This window comes from Lentzea sp. NPDC004782, from assembly GCF_040609115.1.
Lineage (GTDB): Bacteria > Actinomycetota > Actinomycetes > Mycobacteriales > Pseudonocardiaceae > Lentzea.
Genome location: NZ_JBEXJN010000030.1, coordinates 68,942 through 89,878 on the forward strand (window position 1 = coordinate 68,942; position 20,937 = coordinate 89,878).

At 70.6% G+C, this 20,937-nt stretch carries 1 protein-coding gene (running past one end of the window); it reads right to left on the minus strand.

What is annotated here, in order from left to right:
- Positions 1-20,937, minus strand: the 3' portion of a protein-coding gene (locus tag ABZV40_RS26890; protein ID WP_355447074.1) for an SDR family NAD(P)-dependent oxidoreductase. Its footprint extends 9,060 nt past the window's final position; 20,937 of the gene's 29,997 nt are visible here — the last part of the coding sequence; the start codon falls outside the window, past its right edge; its stop codon occupies positions 1-3.

The window sequence follows — 20,937 nt, forward strand, 5'->3', positions numbered from 1 at the left end:
CTACAGACCGAGTTCTTCGTCGAGCATCGCGAAGATCTCGTCGTCCGAGGCGGACTCGAAGTCCTTCACGGTGCTGGCCTGGCCGGTGTTCTTGGCCCACTTGGCGCGCAGCACGTCGAGCCTGCCCGCGATCTGCTGGTGCAGCGCCTCGTCGACCTCGGCCGCGGCGAGTGCCTTCTCGAACGCGTCGAGGTCGGCGAGCACGCTCGGCAGGCCGGCCTCGGGTGCGCCGGCCAGCAGCTCGGACTTGAGATGTGCCACCAGGTCCGCCGGGGTCGGGTAGTCGAACACCAGCGTGGCCGGCAGCCGCAGCCCGGTCGCGCCGCCGAGGCGGTTGCGCAGCTCGACCGCGGTGAGCGAGTCGAAACCGAGGTCGGAGAACTGGCGGTCCTCCTCGATGGCCTCGCTTTCCGCGTGGCCGAGCACCTCGGCGACCTGGCCGCGGACGAGTTCCAGCAACGCGTCCGTGCGTCCCCGGTCGGTGAGTCCGGTCAGGCGCTGCACGAGCGAGTCCGCGGTTTCCTGTCCTGCCACGGCTTTCTTCGACCTGGTGCGGACCAGGCCGCGCAGCAGCGGTGCGACCTCTTGGTTGCGCAGGACCGCGAAGTCCAGCTTGACCGGGATCGTCTGGGCCGTGCCGGTCCGCAGCGCCTCGTCGAAGAGGGTGGTGCCGAGCTCCGCGGTGATCGCCGGCATGCCGGTGCGGGCCATGCGTTCCGCGTCCTGGGCGGTGAGCATGCCGGTGTCCCAGGCGCCCCAGGCCATGGTGGTGGCCTTCTGGCCGCGGGCCCCGCGGAGTGCGGCGAGCGCGTCGAGGAACGCGTTGCCCGCCGCGTAACTGGCCTGGCCCGCGTTGCCGAACGTGCCGGCGACGCTGCCGAACAGGATCAGGTGTGCCTGCGGTGCCAGTTCGTGCAGGTACCAGGCTGCGTCGGCCTTCGGCTGGAGGACCGGGTCGATCCGGTCCAGCGTGAGCGACTCGATCGTGGCGTCGTCCAGCACGCCGGCCGCGTGGATGATCGTCGCCGGGTTGTGGGCGTCGAGCAGTGCGGCGAGCTCGTCGCGGTCGCTGACGTCGCACGCCGCCACGGTGACGTTCGCCCGCAGGTCGCTGACGTCGGCCTGGCCGCCGCGGCTGGCGAGCACCAGGTCCTGAACGCCGTGGTTCTCGACGAGGTGTTTCGCGATGATCCGGCCGAGACCGCCCGTGCCGCCGGTGATGAGCACCTTGCCGTACTCGACGGTGTGGTCGCCGCGTTCGGCCCTGGCGAGGCGGCCGGCGAGGATCTCGCCGTCCCTGAGCACGATCTGGGGTTCGCCGGCGTTCACCGCCTGACGCAGGACGGCGAGGCTGGAGCGCTGGTCGTCGAGGTCGAGCAACCCGAAGCTGCCGGGGTGCTCGGACTGGGCGACCCGCACCAGGCCCCAGACGGCGGCGGACACGGGGTCCGGTGCCTCGTTCTCGTCGGTGGCGATGGCGTTGCGGGTGACGAACCAGAGCCTTCCGCCGCGGTGACCGGTGATCCACTCCTGGACGTTGATCAGGGCGTCCGACACGGCGGCGTGCGTGGAGTCCACGACGTCGTCGGAGTAGGCGGTCACCTGGGTGAGGACGACCTCGGCGTCGGCGGTCTCGATGGTGTCGTAGACGCGTCCGGCGACGAAGTGGTCGGCCAGGCCGAAGTGGTCCTCGCCCGCGATCGCGACCGTGGCGGTGATCGGGTCGGTGGCGGTGATGGGCGTCCAGTCGAGCGTGAACAGGGCGTCGCGCGTGGTGTTCTCGTTGAGCTGTCCGGCGTTGACCGCGCGGACGACCAGCGACTCGACCTCGGCGACCGGGTTTCCCTGCGGGTCGGCGACGACGATGTGCATCGCGCCGCTGCCGTCCCTGCTCATCCTGACCCTGACCGCGGCCGCTCCGGTGGCGTGGATCTTCACGCCCTCCCAGCTGAACGGCAGTCCCGGCCCGCCGTCGCCCTCGGCGAGCAGCGCGGTGTGCAGGGTGGCGTCGAGCAGGGCCGGGTGCAGGCCGAACGTTCCGGGTTCGACACCGTCGGGCAGCGCGACCTCGGCGTAGACGGCGCCTTCGTGCCGCCACGCGTTCCTGAGGCCCTGGAACGTGTCCCCGTACGCGAAGCCGATCTCGGCGAACTTGTCGTAGATGCCGTCGAGCGCGATCGGTTCTGCCGCAGGAGGCCAGGTGTCGAGCCGTTCGCCCTGGTTGTCGCTGCTGCTCAGGGTTCCGCTCGCGTTCTCGGTCCACGGCAGGTCGGTGTCCTCGGGCCTGCTGTAGACGGTGACGGCGCGCTTGCCGTCCTGCTCGGCGCCGACCGCGACCTGCAGCTGCACGCCACCCTGGTCGGGCAGCATCAGCGGTGCCGCGATGGTCAGCTCTTCGAGCGTGTCGAGCCCGAGCTCCTCGGCGGCCTTGAGCGCGGCCTCGACGAGTGCCGCGCCGGGCACCAGCGCCCGTCCCATGATCACGTGGTCGGCGAGCCAGGCGTGCGTCCTGAGCGCGATCCGGCTGGTGAACAGGTGCCCGTCCTGCCCGGCGAGCTGGACGGCCGCCCCGAGCAGCGGGTGGCCGACGCCGCTGAGCCCCGCCGCCTTCACGTCGCTCGCGCCCTCGACGACCTTGGGCCAGTACGACTGCCTGCGGAACGCGTAGGTGGGCAGGTCGATCTTCTTGGCGCCGTGCAGGAGCGGGCTCCAGTCGACCGCGACGCCCTCGGTGTGCGCCTGTCCGAGCGCGGTCAGGACCTGCCTGACCTCGTCCGTGTCCCGCCTGGCCGTCGGGATCGCCCCGTCCACCAGCGGCGTGAGGGCCGCGTCGGGCCCGATCTCGATGAACGTGCAGTCCTGCAGTGCGGTGACGTTGTCGTGGAACCGCACCGCGTCGCGGACGTGTTTGACCCAGTAGTCGGCCGTGGTGACGTCACCACTGGCCCGGAACGCGATCCGCGGTTCGCTGAAGGTGATCTCGGCGATCGCCTCGCGGAAGTCCGGCAGCATCGGTTCCATCAACGGCGAGTGGAACGCGTGGCTGACCTTGAGCTGCTTGTACTTCCACTGCTTGGCGATCTTGAGGACCTCGTCCTCCTCGCCGGCCAGCACCACGGTCCGCGGCCCGTTGATGGCCGCGATCGACACGTTGCCCGTCAGGTATGGCGTCACCTCCTCCTCCGAGGCGATGACCGACACCATGGCGCCCCCGGCGGGCAGCATCTGCATGAGCGCCGCCCGTGCCGTGATCAGCTGGCAGGCGTCCTCGAGCGTGAGAACGCCGGCGACGTGCGCCGCCGCCACCTCGCCGATCGAGTGCCCGGCGACGTGGTCCGGCTTCACCCCGAACGACTCGACCAGCCGGTACAGCGCGACCTCGACCGCGAAGAGCGCGGGCTGCGCGTACCCGGTCTGGTTCAGCGCCTCCTGGTCGTCACCCCACATGACCTCCCTGAGCGCCGGGTCGAGGTGCTGCAGGACGGTGTCGAGCGCCTCGGCGAAGACTCCGAACGCCTCGTACAGCTCGCGTCCCATGCCGATCCGCTGCGCCCCCTGCCCGCTGAACAGCAAGGCCACGGGCCTGCGCTTGGCCGATCCACGCGCCACCACCTCGCCGTCCAGCACGACCGCCCGGTGGTCGAACAACGTCCTGCTGGTCAGCAGCGAGTACGCGACGTCCTTGGCCGACCCGCTGACCTGCCTGATCCGCTCGATCTGCCCGTCCAGCGCCGCCTCGGACCTGGCCGACACCACCCACGGCACGCTCGCGCCCTGGATCGATCCCGCCTGGGGGCCCCAGGGGGAGACCGAGGTCCCCACTCCAATCGTCGCACGAGAGGCCGACAATTCCGGGCTTGCAAGATCGACAACCGCCGAGTTGTCCACAGTCACCGGGTTGTCCACAGAATCCGAGGTGGCACTTGCGGATTCGAGGATCACGTGCGCGTTCGTGCCGCTGATCCCGAACGACGACACCGCCGCCCGCCGCGCCCGTCCGACCGCGGGCCAGGGCGTGTTCTCCTGCAGCAGCTCGACCGCGCCCTCGCTCCAGTCGACGTGCGTCGAAGGCGTGGAAGCGTGCAGCGTCCGCGGCAGCACGCCGTGCCGCATCGCCTGCACCATCTTGATGATGCCCGCGACACCGGCAGCAGCCTGCGTGTGCCCGATGTTCGACTTGATGCCACCCAACAGCAGCGGCACGTCCCGCTCCTGCCCGTAGGTGGCCATCAGCGCCTGCGCCTCGATGGGGTCGCCCAAAGAAGTGCCGGTGCCATGCGCCTCAACGGCATCCACATCAGAAGGACGCAAGCCGGCAGATGCCAACGCCTGACGGATCACCCGCTGCTGCGATGGTCCGTTCGGCGCCGTCAGTCCGTTGGAAGCACCGTCCTGGTTGATCGCCGACCCCCGCACGATCGCGAGGATCGTGTGCCCGTTCCGCACAGCATCGGACTGACGCTCCAACACGAGCAGACCGACGCCCTCAGACCAACCGACACCATCAGCGGAGTCTGAGAACGCCTTGCAGCGTCCGTCTTCCGACAGACCCCTCTGCCGCGAGAACCCGACGAACGAGCCCGGCGTCGACATCACCGTCACACCACCGGCCAACGCCAGTGAGCACTCACCGGCCCGGAGAGCCTGCATGGCCCAGTGCAGCGCCACCAACGACGACGAACAGGCCGTGTCGATCGACACCGACGGCCCTTCAAGCCCGAGCGCGTAGGACACCCGGCCGGAGATCACCGAGGGCGACGCACCGGTCGAGCCGAAGCCCTCGGTGTCCGCACCGCCGATGAGCTGCGTGTAGTCGTTGTACATGACACCGGCGAACACACCGGTCGAGCTGCCCCGCAACGAGGCCGGCGCGATGCCCGCCCGTTCCAGCGCCTCCCACGCGGTTTCCAGCATGAGCCGCTGCTGCGAGTCCGTCGCGACGGCTTCACGCGGCGACATCCCGAAGAACTCCGGGTCGAACAGGTCGGCGTCGTGCAGGAACCCACCGGCACGCACGTACGAGGTGCCGGGGTGGTCGGGGTCCGGGTGGAACAGCGTGTCGAGGTCCCAGCCGCGGTTGGCCGGGAACGGCGTGATCGCGTCCACACCGTTCACCACGAGCTCCCACAGGTCCTCCGGCGAGGAAACCCCGCCGGGGTAACGGCAAGCCATGCCCACGATCACAATCGGATCGTCTGAAGTGGACATCAGCGCGGGCAGGTCGGACACCTCGGACACCGTGCCGAGCAGCTCGTCCTTCAAGTACGCGGCCAGTTGCGCGGACGACGGGTAGTCGAACACCGCGGTCGCCGGCAGCTTGAGCCCGGTGACCGCGGTCAGCCGGTTGCGCAGCTCGACCGCCGTCAGCGAGTCGAACCCGAGCTCCTGGAACGCCCGCGCCGGGTCGACCGCCGCGATCGTGTCGTAGCCGAGCACGGCCGCGACCTCGCCGCGCACCAGGTCCACCAGCGCGTCCAGGCGACCCGCTTCGTCCATGACGGACAGTCGCTGAACCAGTCCGGACGCCGTCTCGGAACCGGCGACCTTCCGGCGCGCCTTGACCCGGATCAGCCCGCGCAGCAGCGGTTTGACGTCACCCTGCTGCTTGAGCGCGGTGAGGTCGAGGCGCACCGGAACCACGGCTGCCTCGGTCCCGGCGACCGCCGCGTCGAACAACCGCAGTCCCAGTTCGGCGGAGATGGCAGGCATGCCCGAGCGCCGCATGCGTTCCGCGTCCTCGGCCGACAGCATGCCGGTGTCCCAGGCACCCCATGCGAGTGACACGCCGGGCAGCCCGTTGAGCTGCCGGTGCGCGGCCAGCGCGTCGAGGAACGCGTTGCCGGCGGCGTAGTTGCCCTGTCCGGCGTTGCCGAACACCCCGGCTGCCGACGAGAACACCACGAACCGGGTGGCTTCGGTCGCGAGGTCGTGCAGGTTCATGGCCGCATCGACCTTGGCGCGCAACACACCGTCGACCCGCTCCGGCGTGAGCGACTCGATCACGCCGTCGTCCAGCACACCGGCCGCGTGCACGACGCCGCGCACCTTGTGCTGCTTCAGCAACTCCCACAGCGCGGCCCGGTCGGCGGCATCGCAGGCGACGACGGAAACCTTTGCTCCCAGCGCTTCCAGCTCGCTGACGTCGCCCTGGCCGCTGCGGCTGACCAGCACCAGCTCGGTCACGCCGTGGTTCTCGACCAGGTGCCGCGCCACGATCCTGCCGAGGCCGCCGGTGCCGCCGGTGATGAGCACCGGGCTTTCCCACGCGGTTTCCTCGTCACCGGCCGCGACCCTGCCCAGGCGTGCCGCCCGTGCCTCGCCGTCGCGGATGACCAGCTGCGGTTCGTCGAGGTCGAGCACCCCGAGCAGCGTCGCGAGCGACGACTCCTCGGCGTCCAGGTCGATCAGACCGAACCGGTCGGGGTGCTCGGTCTGCGCGGTCCGCAGCAGACCCCACACCGCGGCGCCGGCCAGGTCGTCGCCTTCGACCGCGCCGCGCGTGACGAACACGAGCCGCCCGTCGCGGTCCTCGCGGATCCACTCCTGCACCAGCTCCAGCGCCCGGTGCGTGACCGCCCGGACCGACTCGGCGTTCTGCTCCCCCGCGACCGGCACGAGCACGACATCCGTGTCGGTCAGCGACAGCAGGCCCTCGACCCGCCCGACGGAGAGCCCCAGCACGTCCGGCCCGAGCACGCTGACCGTCTTGCCCGCCTCGGCCGGCGGCACCGCGACCGGCGTCCACCGCACCGCGAACAACGCGTCCAGCTCGGCCGGCTGCTCGGCCGCGACGGCCCGCATCACCAGCGACTCGACCGAGGCCACCGGGTTGCCGGCGGGGTCGGCGAGCGCGATCCGCAGCCCGTTGTCGTCGCGCGTCATCCTGACCCGCAACGCCGTCGCCCCGGTCGCGTGCAGGGACACGTTCTCCCACGCGAACGGCAACCCCGCCGATCCGCTCTCGTCGAGCAGCGAGGCGTGCAGCGCGGCGTCGAGCAGCGCCGGGTGCAGCCCGAACTGCTTGACGCTCACGTCGTCCGGCAGCGCGACCTCGGCGTAGGTCGCGTCGCCGTCGCGCCAGGCGGCCCGCAGCCCGCGGAACATGCCGTCGTAGGCGAACCCGGCCTCGGCGAACTTCTCGTAGCAGCCCTCGACGTCCACCGGTTCGGCCTTCGGCGGCCACACCGACGCGGCGAACTCGACCCGCTGCTCGCCCTTGGCCAGCACGCCGCTGACGACCTGCGTCCACTGCGCGTCGCCGGCCTCGTCGGGCCGCGCGTGGATCGTGAACGTGCGGCGGTCGTCCCCGGCGGACACCTTCATCTGCAACGCCAGCCCGCCGTGCTCGGGCAGCACCACCGGCGCCGACAAGGTGAGTTCTTCCAGCCGGTCCAGCCCGACCTCGTCCCCGGCCCGCAGCGCGAGCTCGACGAGGGCCGCGCCCGGCACCATCACGCGTCCCATGATCGTGTGGTTGCGCAGCCACGGGTGCGTGCGCAGCGCCAGCCTGCTGGTGAACAGGAACCCTTCCCCGTCGGCGAGCTCGGCCGACGCGACGAGCAACGGGTGCCCGACCGCGACCATGCCCATGCCGGACGCGTCGTCCCCGCCGATCCGCACCGCGGGCCAGTACCGCTGGTGGTGGAACGCGTAGGTGGGCAGGTCGATCTTCCTGCCGCCGGCGCAGAACCCGCTCCAGTCGACCTCGACACCGTCGACGTGCAGGCGAGCCAGCGCGGTCAGCGCCGCGACCCGCTCCCCCTTGTCCTTGCGCAGCACCGGAATCGCGTCTTCGACGAGCGCGGAGAGCACGCCGTCCGGCCCGATCTCCAGGAACGTGGTGGCGCCCCCGTCCCGCAGCTTCTGCACGTTCTCGTTGAACCGCACCGCGTCCCGGACGTGGTTCACCCAGTGGTCGACCGTCGTGACGTCCCCGCTGGCGACCACGGGAATGCTCGGCGGGTTGAACGTGACCTCCGCCAGCGACTCGCGGAAGTCGTCGAGCATCGGCTCCATCAACGGCGAGTGGAACGCGTGGCTGACCTTGAGCCGCTTGTTCTTCCACCGCTCGGCGATCCGCAGCACCTCGTCCTCGTCACCGGCGATGACGACCGACCGAGGCCCGTTCACCGCCGCGATCGACACGCGCTCGGTGAGGTGCGGCACCACCTCGTCCTCGGCGGCGATCACCGACACCATCGCGCCGCCCTCGGGCAGCGCCTGCATGAGCGCCGACCGGGCCGTGACGAGCAGGCACGCGTCCTCCAGGCTCAGCACCCCGGCGACGTGCGCGGCCGCGATCTCACCGATCGAGTGCCCGGCGACCTGTTCCGGCTCGACCCCCCACGACTCGACCAACCGGTACAGGGCCGTCTCGACCGCGAACAGCGCGGGCTGCGCGTACCCGGTCTGGTTCAACGCCTCCTGGTCATCGCCCCACATGACGTCCCGGACCGCCGGGTCCAGGTACATCAGCACCGCGTCCAGCGCCTCGGCGAACACCGGGAACGCCTCGTACAGCTCACGCCCCATGCCGACCCGCTGCGCCCCCTGCCCGGAGAACAGCACCGCGAGCGACCGCTGCGACCGCGCGGTCCCCTGCGCCAGCACGTCGTCCCCGAGCACCACGGCCCGGTGGTCGAACCGCGCCCGCGTGGTCAGCAACGAGTGAGCGACGTCCTCCGCCGCCCCTTCCGCCGCCTTGATCCTCTCGACCTGCCCGGCCAGCGCCTCCTCGGTCTTGGCCGACACCACGAACGGAATCGATCCCGACTGGGGGCCCCGAGGGGAGACCGAGGTCCCCACTCCAATCGTCGCACGAGAGGCCGACAATTCCGGGCTTGCAAGATCGGCAACGGCCGAGTTGTCCACAGGCGCCGGGTTGTCCACAGATTCCGCAGCAGTGCCCTGACCAGCGTTTTCTGCGAGTACGCTGGAAATCGGGGGGATCCCCGACGGCGCCTCCAAGATCACGTGCGCGTTCGTGCCCGAGAACCCGAACGACGAGACGCCCGCCCGGCGCGGCCGCGACACCTCCGGCCACGGCGTGGGTTCGGTGACCAGCTCGACCGCGCCCTCGCTCCAGTCGACGTGAGTGGACGGCTCGGTGATGTGCAGGGTCGGCGGCACGATGCCGTGCCGCATCGCGTGCACCATCTTGATCACACCGGCGACACCGGCGGCGGCCTGCGTGTGGCCGATGTTCGACTTGATGCCGCCGAGCAGCAGCGGCACTTCTCGGTCCTGCCCGTAGGTCGCGAGCAGCGCCTGCGCCTCGATCGGGTCACCCAGCGTCGTGCCGGTGCCGTGCGCCTCGACCGCGTCGACGTCCGAAGTGGACAGACCAGCCGACGCAAGCGCTTGCCGGATCACCCGTTGCTGCGATGGCCCGTTGGGCGCGGTCAGCCCGTTCGACGCGCCGTCCTGGTTGATCGCCGAGCCGCGCAGGACGGCGAGCACGGTGTGATCGTTGCGGCGAGCGTCCGAAAGCCGTTCCAGCACCAGCAGACCGACGCCTTCGGACCAGCCGACGCCGTCCGCGGAGTCCGAGAACGCCTTGCAGCGCCCGTCCTCCGACAACCCGCGCTGCCGCGAGAACCCGACGAACGCGCCCGGCGTCGACATCACGGTCACACCACCGGCCAGCGCCAGCGAGCACTCACCCGCCCGCAGCGACTGGGCCGCGAGGTGCATCGCGACCAGCGACGACGAGCACGCGGTGTCGATCGACACCGACGGCCCTTCGAACCCGAAGGTGTAGGAAACGCGGCCCGAGACAACGCTGGGTGACGTTCCGGCGCCCTGGTGTCCCTCGGAGTCGGCTTCGACGATCTGCGCGTAGTCGTTGTACATGACGCCGGCGAACACACCGGTCCGCGAGCCGCGCAGCGAGGTCGGGTCGATGCCCGCCCGCTCCAGTGCTTCCCAGGTGGTCTCCAGCAGGATGCGCTGCTGGCCGTCCGTGCCGAGCGCCTCCCGCGGTGACATGCCGAAGAACGCCGGGTCGAACTGGTCCGCGTCGTGCAGGAAGCCACCGGCGCGGGCGTAGGACGTGCCCAGGTGGTCGGGGTCCGGGTGGAACAGGGTGTCGAGGTCCCAGCCGCGGTTGGTCGGGAACGGCGTGATCGCGTCCGTGCCCGAGACCACCAGGTCCCACAACGACTCCGGCGATGTGACGCCGCCGGGGAACCGGCAGGCCATGCCGACGATCACGATCGGGTCGTCCGAAGTGGACTGCAGCACGGGCAGCGCGTCGAGTGCGTCCGCGGCCCCGAACAGCTCGGTGTGCAGGTGGTCGGCCAGCGCGAGCGCGGTCGGGTAGTCGAAGACCAGTGTGGCCGGCAGCCGCAGCCCGGTCACCTCGGTCAGCTGGTTGCGCAGCTCGACGGCGGTGAGCGAATCGAACCCGAGGTCCTGGAACGCCCGCGTCGCGTCCACCGCGTCGATCGACGAGTGTCCGAGCACCGACGAGACCTGCGTGCGCACCAGGTCCACCAGCGCCGCACGCCGGTCTGCGACGGCCATCGCGCCGAGCTTCTGCACGAGCCCGGCCGCCGTCGCCGATCCAGCCGCCGCGCGTCGCGCCCTGACCCGGATCAGCCCCTGCAGCAACGGTGCCACCGCACCACGTGCCCGCAGCGTCGCGAGGTCGAGCCGCACCGGAACGGTCAGCGCCGCCCCGCTCGCCACGGCCGCGTCGAACAGCTCCAGGCCCTGCCGCAGCGTGATCGGCGGCATGCCGGCTGCGGTCATGCGCGCGGCCTCGGCCTCGGTCAGCTCGCCGGTCATGCCGCTGACCTCGGACCACACACCCCACGCCAGCGACGTGGCGGGCAGGCCGTTCGCCTTGCGGTGCGCGGCGAGGGCGTCGAGGAACGCGTTGCCCGCCGCGTAGTTCGCCTGACCGGCGTTGCCGAACACCCCGGCCGCCGAGGAGAAGACGACGAACGCCGTCAGGTCACTCGTGAGCTCGTGCAGGTGCCACGCCGCGTCCGCCTTGGGCTTCACGACGTTCGCGACGCGCTCGGGCGTCATGGACTCGATCACGCCGTCATCCAGCACACCGGCCGCGTGCACGACACCGCGGATCTCGTGCCGGGCAAGGAGTTCCGCGACGGCGTCCCGGTCGGTCACGTCACACGCGGCGACGGTGACCTGTGCTCCCAACGCTTCCAGCTCGGTCGTGTCGGCTTGACCGCGGCGGCTGACGAGCAGCAGCTCCCGGACACCGTGCGCCTCCACGAGGTGCTTCGCGACGACCGCGCCCAGCCCGCCGGTGCCGCCGGTGACGAGAACCTTGCCCTCCCACCGGACCTCCTGCTCGCCTGTGACGCGGGCGAGTCGTCCGGCCAGCACCTGACCGTCACGGACGACCAGCTGCGGTTCGTCGACCCCGAACGCCACCGAGACCATCGCGGTGGAGAGGGTGGTGCCGCACAGGTCGATCAGTCCGAACCGCCCGGGGTGCTCCGACTGCGCCGACCGCACCAGCCCCCACACCGCCGCGGCACCCAGGTCCTCGCCGGTGGTCGCGCCGCGCGTGACGAACGTGAGCCTGCCGTTCCTGCCGCTGCTGATCCACTCCTGCACGAGTCCCAGCGCGCGGCCGGTGTTGGCGTGCGTGCTGCCGAGCACGTCCTCGGTGCCGGTGATGGGCACGAGCACGAGTCCGGCGTCGGTGTCCGCGATGCGGTCGGCCACCGGGAACCCGAGGCCGAGGACGTCCGGCCCGATCACGGCGACCGACTCGGGCGCCGCGACGTCGTCCTGGGTGACCGGCACCCACTCGAGCCCGAACAGCTCGCTCTGTGCGGCCTGGCCGAGCTGGTCGGCGTTGACCGCGCGCACGACCACGGCCTCGACCGTGGCGACCGGCGCGCCGGTGACGTCGGCCAGCGCGATCGTCCTGCGCATGCCGCCCTCGTCGCGGGTGAGTTTGACGCGCAGCTCGCCGGCTCCGGTGGCGTGCAGGGACACGCCTTCCCACGAGAACGGCAGGCCCGCGTCGAGCGTCTCGTCCAGCAGCGCCGCGTGCAGCGCCGAGTCGAGCAACGCCGGGTGCAGCCCGTACCGCGTGCCGTCGACGTCGTCGGGCAGTGCGAGCTCGGCGTAGATCTCGTCGCCCACCCGCCACGCGGCCTTGAGGTTCCGGAACGCGTGCCCGTAAGCGAAGCCCACGGTCGCGAACCGCTCGTAGCACTCCTCGTGGTCCATCGCCACGGCCCCGGCAGGCGGCCACACCGCGGTCTCGAAGTGGCTGCTCGTGGTGCCGCTGGCGAGGAAACCGGTCGCGTGCTGCGTCCACGGCGCGTCCGGCGCGTCCTCGGGCCGCGAGTGGATCGCGTACTGCCGGCGGCCGCCGGTGTCCGCGCCGACCTTCAGCTGCACCTGCACGGCACCGCGCTCGGGCAGCACGAGCGGTGCGGCGAGCGTGAGATCGTCGACCCGGTCGAGCCCGACCTCGTCCGCGGCCCGCAGCGCGAGCTCGATCAGCACGGCGGCCGGCACCAGCGTGCGTTCCATGATCACGTGGTCCGCGAGCCACGGGTGCGTGCTCAGCGACAGCCTGCTGGTGAACACGACGCCTTCGCCCTCGGCCAGCTCCACCGCGGCCCCGAGCAGCGGGTGCGCCACGCCGACCAGGCCCAGCCCGGACGCGTCCGACGGCCGCCCGGCACTCGCCGGCCAGTACCGCTGCCGGTTGAACGGGTAGGTGGGCAGCTCGATCCGCTTGCCGCCCTCGTAGAACCGCATCCAGTCAACATTGATTCCGTCGACATGTACTTGACTGAGTGCAGTCAACATTGACTCAACATCAGACTTGACGCGCGTCAACGTCGGAATCAACCTGTCAACCATCGCCGTCAACTGCGCATCCGGCCCCACCTCGACCACCGTCACATCACCCAGCGCGGTGACGTTGTCGTGGAACCGCACCGCGTCCCGCACATGCCGCACCCAGTACTCGGCCGTGGTGACATCGCCGGACGCACTGATCGGGATGCTGGGCGCGGTGAAGCGAAGCTCCGCGATCGCTTCGCGGAAGTCGTCCAGCATCGGCTCCATCAACGGCGAGTGGAACGCGTGCGACACCTTCAGCCGCTTGTTCTTCCACCGCTGTGCAACGGCCAGCACCTCGTCCTCGGCACCGGCGATGACCACCGAGCGCGGCCCGTTGACAGCGGCGATCGACACGTTCGCCGTCAGATGCGGCAACACCTCTTCTTCGGAGGCAATGACCGACACCATCGCCCCACCGGCGGGCAACGCCTGCATGAGCGCCGACCGCGCCGTGACGAGAAGGCACGCGTCCTCAAGACTCAACACCCCGGCAACGTGCGCCGCCGCGATTTCACCGATCGAGTGACCGGCAAGCTGAGCGGGCTTGACCCCGAACCACTCCAGCAGCCGGTACAGCGCCACCTCGACCGCGAAGATCGCCGGCTGCGCGAACCCTGTCTGGTTCAGCGCGTCCTGGTCCTCGCCCCACATGACGTCCCGCAGGCCCGGATCCAGGTTGACGAGCGCAGCGTCCAACGCCTCCGCGAACACGGGGAACGCCTCGTAGAGCTCCCGGGCCATGCCGAGCCGCTGCGATCCCTGCCCGGAGAACACCACGGCAAGCGGCCGGTTCCGCACCACACCACGGGCCAGCTCAACGCCGTTCCACACCACGGCCCGGTGCTCGAACAACGCGCGCGTGGTCGCCAACGAGAACCCGACATCGACCGCCGGCACGCCGCTTTCCACCAGCTCCGCGATCCGCTCGACCTGAGCGTTCAACGACGCCTGCGACTTCGCCGACACCACCAGCGGCACACCGCCGACCTGGACCGCCCCCGCTGCATCGATCCCGTTTGGGGCCCCTCCGGGGGAGACCGAGGTCCCCACTCCAATCCTCTCAGAGGGGTCTGACAGTTCCGGGCCGTTCGGCGCCTCCAAGATCACGTGCGCGTTCGTGCCCGAGACGCCGAAGGAGGAGACGGCGGCGCGGCGTGCACGGGAGACGGCAGGCCACTCGGCGTTGCCGGTCAGCAGCCGGATCGAGCCGGCTTCCCAGTCCACGTGGGACGACGGTTCGTCGACGTGCAGGGTCTGCGGCGCGACACCGTGGCGCAGTGCCTGGACCATCTTGATCACGCCGGCGACACCGGCGGCGGCCTGCGTGTGGCCGATGTTCGACTTGATCGAGCCGAGCAGCAGAGGCGTGGTGCGGTCCTGGCCGTAGGTGGCCAGCAAAGCCTGCGCCTCGATCGGGTCGCCCAGCGTGGTGCCGGTGCCGTGCGCCTCGACGACATCGACGTCCGCAGTGGACAGTCCGGCCGAAGCCAGCGCCTGCCGGATCACCCGCTGCTGCGACGGACCGTTGGGCGCGGTCAGGCCGTTGGACGCACCGTCCTGGTTGACCGCAGAACCACGCACGACAGCAAGAACGTCGTGGCCAGCAGCGACAGCGTCAGACAGACGCTCCAGCACGACCACACCGACACCCTCGGACCAGCCGACACCATCGGCCGAGTCGGAGAACGCCTTGCAACGCCCGTCCGGCGAGAGACCGCGCTGCCGCGAGAACCCGATGAACGCACCCGGCGAGGCCAGCACGGTGACACCGCCGGCGAGTGCCAAGGAGCATTCACCGGCGCGGAGGGCCTGCATCGCCCAGTGCATCGCGACCAACGACGACGAGCACGCCGTGTCGAGAGTGACCGCGGGCCCCTCGAAGCCGAACGTGTAGGAGACGCGGCCGGACACGACGGAAGGCGAGCCACCGGTCGTCTGGTAGCCCTCGGAGTCGCCTTCGAGCAGCAGCGAGTAGTCGTTGTACATGACGCCGGCGAACACACCGGTCGGGCTGCCCTTCAGCGCGACGGGGTTGATGCCCGCCCGTTCCAGCGCCTCCCACGACGCCTCCAGCAGGAGCCGCTGCTGGGCGTCGGTCGACACGGCCTCGCGCGGCGACATGCCGAAGAACTCCGGGTCGAACAGGTCGGCGTCGTGGAGGAAGCCGCCGGACTTCGTGTACGAGGTGCCGACGTGGTCGGGGTCCGGGTGGTAGAGCGAGTCGAGGTCCCAGCCGCGGTTGACCGGGAACTCGCTGATGGCGTCGCGGCCGTCGATCACGAGGTCCCACAGCTGTTCCGGCGTGGTGACGCCACCGGGATAGCGGCAGGCCATGCCGACGATCACGATCGGGTCGTCCGAAGTGGACACCAGCGAGGGCGGCTGAACCGCGGCGTCGGCGGCGCCGAACAGCTCGTCCCTGAGGAATCCGGCCAGCACAGCGGCCGTCGGGTAGTCGAAGATCAAAGTGCTCGGCAGGCGCAGTCCGGTGACGTTGGTCAGGCGGTTGCGCAGGTCGACCGCGGTCAGCGAGTCGAAGCCGAGGTCCTGGAACGCCTTGGCGGGATCCACGGCCGCAGCACCGTCGTGGCCGAGCACGGCCGCGACCTCGGTCCGGACCAGGTCGAGCAATGCGGCAAGGCGTGCTTCCGGTGCCATGGCGCCCAACCGCTGGACGAGTCCGGAGTCCGCCTGGGCCGCGGCGCGGCGCGCCCGCGTCCGGATCAGGCCGCGCAGCAACGGCCGGATTTCGCCGTGGTCGCGCAACGTTGCGAGGTCGAGGCGCAACGGCAGCAGCACCGCGTCGTCGCCGGCGATCGCCGCGTCGAACAGCGCGAGGCCCTGCTCCACCGACAGCGGCGGCGTGCCACCGCGTGCCATGCGCTCGGCGTCGGCCTCCGACAGCATGCCGGTCTGGTTCCACGCGCCCCACGCGAGCGAGACGGCCGGCAGGCCGAGTGCCCTGCGGTGCACGGCAAGCGCGTCGAGGAACGCGTTGCCCGCCGCGTAGTTGGCCTGCCCCGCGGCACCGAACGTCCCGGCGGCGCTGGAGAAGATGACGAAGTTGTCGAGGTCCTTGGTGAGCTCGTGCAGGTGCCAGGCCGCGTCGACCTTGGGCCGCAGGACAGCCGCCAGGCGTTCCGGTGTGAGCGACTCGACGACGCCGTCGTCCAGCACACCGGCGGTGTGCACGACGCCGCGGACCTTGTGCTTCTTCAGCACCTTCTGCATCGCCTTGCGGTCGCTGACATCGCACGCGACCACGGTGACCTTGGCGTCCAAGTCGGACACGTCGGCTTTGCCGGTCCGGCTGACCAGCACGAGATCCTTGACGCCGTACCGTTCGACGAGGTGCTTGGCGATAATCCGGCCAAGCCCGCCGGTGCCGCCGGTGATCAGCACCGGCCCGGTGAACTCACCCGGCTCCGCCGCCTCGGCCCGTGCGAGCCGTGCCGCGAACACCTGCCCGCCACGCACCCGCAGCTGCGGCTCGTCAACCGCGAGAACCTGCTCGGACACCTCGGCATCGGTGTCGATGAGCGTGAACCGGCCGGGGTGCTCGTTCTGCGCGGCCCGCACCAGACCGTGCACCGCACTCGCGGCCAGGTCGTCCTGGCGCGTCACGAACACCAGCCGTTCCGCACGCTCGTCGGCGATCCACCGCTGCACCAACTCCAGCGCACGGGCAGCAAGGGTGTGTGTCTGCTCAACGACCTCGCCGTCGCTGACGAACTCCTCCACCACCACAGCGGCCGCACCGGACTGAGGCAGCGTCACCGGTACCCAGTCGAGCCGGAACAGCGAGTCGCGTTCCACGGCGCTGACCTGCTGCGCCGACACCGCCCGCGTCACCAGCGACCCGATCGTGGCCACCGGCGCACCCGCCGTGTCCGCGACCGCGATCACCCACGCGTCACCGTTGCGCCGCAACCGGACCCGCACCGCCTCGGCACCTCCGGCGTGCAGCGACACGCCTTCCCACGAGAACGGCAGCCCGGCCTCGACTCCGTCGAAGAACCCGCCCGCGTGCAAGGCGGCGTCGAGCAGTGCCGGGTGCAGCCCGAACGCTCCGCCGTCCTCGCCCTCGGGCAGCGCGACCTCGGCGAACACCTCGCCGTCCGCGCGCCACACGGCCCTCAGTCCCTGGAACACCGGCCCGTACTCGAAGCCGTTCTCGGCGAACCGCTCGTAAGCACCCTCGACGTCGACCGCCTCGGCACCCGCCAGCGGCCACACCGTCGCGTCGAAGTCGCTGCTGGTCGCACCGCTCGCCAGGAAGCCGGTCGCGTGCCGCGTCCACGGCACGTCCTCACCGTCGGGCCGCGAGAACACCTCGATCGCGCGTCGCCCGTTCTCCTCGGCTCCGACCGCGACCTGAACCCGGACCGCGCCCTGCGCGGGCAGCACGAGCGGTGCGGCCAGCGTCAGCTCGTCGACGCGGTCCAGCCCGGCCTCGTCCCCGGCGCGCACCGCGAGCTCCAGGAACGCCGTGCCCGGCAGCAGCACCTGCCCGAACACCGCGTGGTCGGCGAGCCACGGGTGCGAGCTCAGGGACAACCTGCTGGTGAACAGGTATCCGTCCGCGCCGGCGACATCGACCGCCGCCCCGAGCAGCGGGTGCTCCACCTTCGTGAGTCCCAGCGCCCCGACGTCACCGGCCTTGCGCACCGCCTTCGGCCAGAACATCTGGTGGTCGAATGCGTAGGTGGGCAGATCAACCTTTCGTCCACCCGTGTACAGCTGCATCCAGTCAACATTGATTCCGTCAACATGTACTTGACCGAGTGCAGTCAACATTGACGCGACTTCACCGCGGTCCCGCCGCAACACCGCCGTGGCGCCGTCCACCATCGCGCTCAACTGAGCGTCGGGCCCGACCTCCAGCAGCGTCGCGTCACCCAGTCGAGTGACGTTCTCGTGGAACCGCACCGCGTCCCGGACGTGCCGCACCCAGTAGTCCACCGACGTGACGTCGCCGGATGTTGACATTCCGACAAGCGGCTTGGAGAACGTGATCCCGCTGATCGCCTCGCGGAAGTCGTCGAGCATCGGCTCCATCAACGGCGAGTGGAACGCATGCGACACCTTCAGCCGCTTGTTCTTCCACTTGGCCGCAATAGCGAGCACTTCTTCTTCAACACCGGCGATCACCACAGACCGAGGCCCGTTGACTGCCGCGATCGACACGCCATCGGTCAGATGCGGCAACACCTCGTCCTCGGACGCGATGACCGACACCATCGCCCCACCGGCGGGCAACGCCTGCATGAGTGCCGCACGAGCCGTCACCAGCAAACACGCGTCTTCCAGGCTCAACACACCCGCGACGTGCGCCGCCGCGATCTCGCCGACGGAGTGCCCGGCCACCTGTTCCGGCCTGACCCCGAACGACTCGATCAGCCGGTACAGCGCCACCTCGACCGCGAAGATCGCCGGCTGCGCGTACCCGGTCTGGTTCAGCAGCTCCTGGTCGTCACCCCACATGACGTCCCGCAGGCCCGGATCCAGGTTGACCAGCGCGGCATCCAACGCCTCCGCGAACACGGGGAACGCCTCATACAGCTCACGCCCGGCCCCGACCCGTTGCGATCCTTGCCCGGAGAACAGGAACGCCAACGGCTTCCCGCCCGCAACACCTTCGGCAACAACTTCACCGTCAAGCAAAACCGCACGGTGATCGAACAACGAGCGAGTGGTCACCAACGAGAACCCGACGTCCACGGCGGACACACCGCTGTCCACCAACGCCTTGACCCGCTCGACCTGCCCGGCCAGCGCCCCCGCCGACTTCGCCGACACCACCAACGGAATCGATCCCGACTGGGGGCCGCGGGGGGAGACCGAGGTCCCCACTCCAATCGTCCCACGGGAGGCCGACGATTCCCGGCCGGCAAGATCGCCAACAGCCGAGTTGTCCACAGGCGCCGAGTTGTCCACAGAATCCGGAGTGGCGCTTGCGGATTCGATGATCACGTGGGCGTTGGTGCCCGAGACGCCGAACGACGAGATGCCGGCCCGGCGCGGGCGGCCGGCCGACGGCCACGTGCGGGCGGAGGTCAGCACCTCGACGGCGCCGGACTCCCAGTCGACCTGGGTGGTCGGGGTGCCGACGTGCAGGGTCTGGGGCAACACGCCGTGGCGCAGCGCCTGCACCATCTTGATCACGCCGGCGACACCGGCGGCGGCCTGCGTGTGGCCGATGTTCGACTTGATCGAGCCCAGGTAGAGCGGCTCGTCGCGGTCCTGCCCGTAGACCGCCAGCAGTGCCTGGGCCTCGATCGGGTCGCCGAGCTTCGTGGCGGTGCCGTGCGCCTCCACGGCGTCGACGTCCGCGGGCGACAGACCGGCCGAAGCCAGCGCGGCGCGGATTACGCGCTGCTGCGAGGGACCGTTCGGCGCGGTCAGACCGTTGGAAGCGCCGTCCTGGTTGACCGCCGAACCGCGCACGACAGCAAGAACGGTGTGGCCGTTGCGCACAGCATCGGACTGGCGCTCCAGCACCAGCAGACCGACGCCCTCACCCCAGCCGGTGCCGTCGGCGTCGTCGGAGAACGCCTTGCACCGCCCGTCGGCGGAAAGACCGCGCTGGCGGGAGAACTCGACGTAGGTGGTGGGCGTCGACATGACCGTGACACCACCGGCGACCGCCAGGGAGCACTCACCCGACCGCAGGGCCTGCGAAGCGAGGTGCAGCGCCACCAGCGAGGAGGAGCAGGCCGTGTCGACCGTGACAGCCGGCCCCTCGAAACCGAACGTGTAGGAAACACGGCCCGAGGCGATGCTGCCCGCACTGCCCTGCCCCTGGTGCCCCTCGAACTCGGCACCGTCCAGAATGGACGCGTAGTCGTTGTACATGACACCGGTGAAGACGCCGGTCGCGCTGCCGCGCAACGAGGCCGGGTCGATGCCGGACCGCTCCAGCGCCTCCCAGGTGGTTTCGAGCAGCAGGCGCTGCTGGGAGTCCGTGGCCAGCGCCTCCCGCGGCGACATCCCGAAGAACGCCGGGTCGAACGCGCCCGCGTCGTGCAGGAATCCGCCCGAGATCGAGTAGGTCGTGCCCGCGTGGTCGGGGTCGGGGTGGTAGATGCCGTCGACGTCCCAGCCGCGGTTGACCGGGAACTCGGTGATGGCGTCGACGCCGTCGGCCACCAGCCGCCACAGGTCCTCCGGCGACGACACGCCTCCCGGATAGCGGCAGGCCATGCCGACGATCACGATCGGATCGTCCGAAGTGGACTCCAGCGCGGGCAGTGAGGACACCGCGTCCGCGCCGCCGAACAGCTCGTCCTTCAGGAAGGCGGCCAGCACCGCGGCCGTCGGGTAGTCGAACGTGAGCGTCGCCGGCAGCCGCAGTCCGGTGACCTCGCCGAGCCGGTTGCGCAGCTCGACGGCGGTCAGCGAGTCGAAACCCAGCGACTGGAACGCTCGAGACGGGTCGATCGTCTCGCCGCCGCTGTGCCCGAGCACCGCACCGACCTCGGCACGCACCAGGTCCAGCAACGCTTCCGTGCGACCGGCATCGTCGAGCCCGGCCAGCTTCTGCACCAGCGACGACGCCGTTCCGGACGCGGCCGTGCGCCGCGCGCGCACCTTCACCAAGCCCTGCAGCACCGCGGGAACCTCGCCGCGCGCCCGGAACACCGGCAGGTCGAGCCGCAGCGGCAGCACCAGCGGCGCACCGGAAGACAGGGCGGCGTCGAAGAGTTCCACGCCTTCCTCGGGCGTGATCGGCGGCATGCCCGACTTGGCCAACCGGTCGGCGTCCGCGTCGGCGAGCATGCCCGCACCGGCCCAGGCACCCCAAGCCAGCGACACACCCGGCAGCCCGGCGGCACGCCGGTGCTCGATCAACGCGTCGAGGAACGTGTTGCCCGCCGCGTAGTTGCCCTGCCCGGACGACCCGAAGATGCCCGCACCGGACGAGTAGACGACGAACGCCGACACGTCGCCGGCGAGCTCGTGCAGGTTCCACGCGGCGTCGACCTTGGGGCGCAACACAGCCGACAAGCGTTCGGGCGTGAGCGACTCGATGACGCCGTCGTCCAGGACGCCCGCGGTGTGCACGATGGACCGGATTCGCTGGTGCGCAAAGAGGTT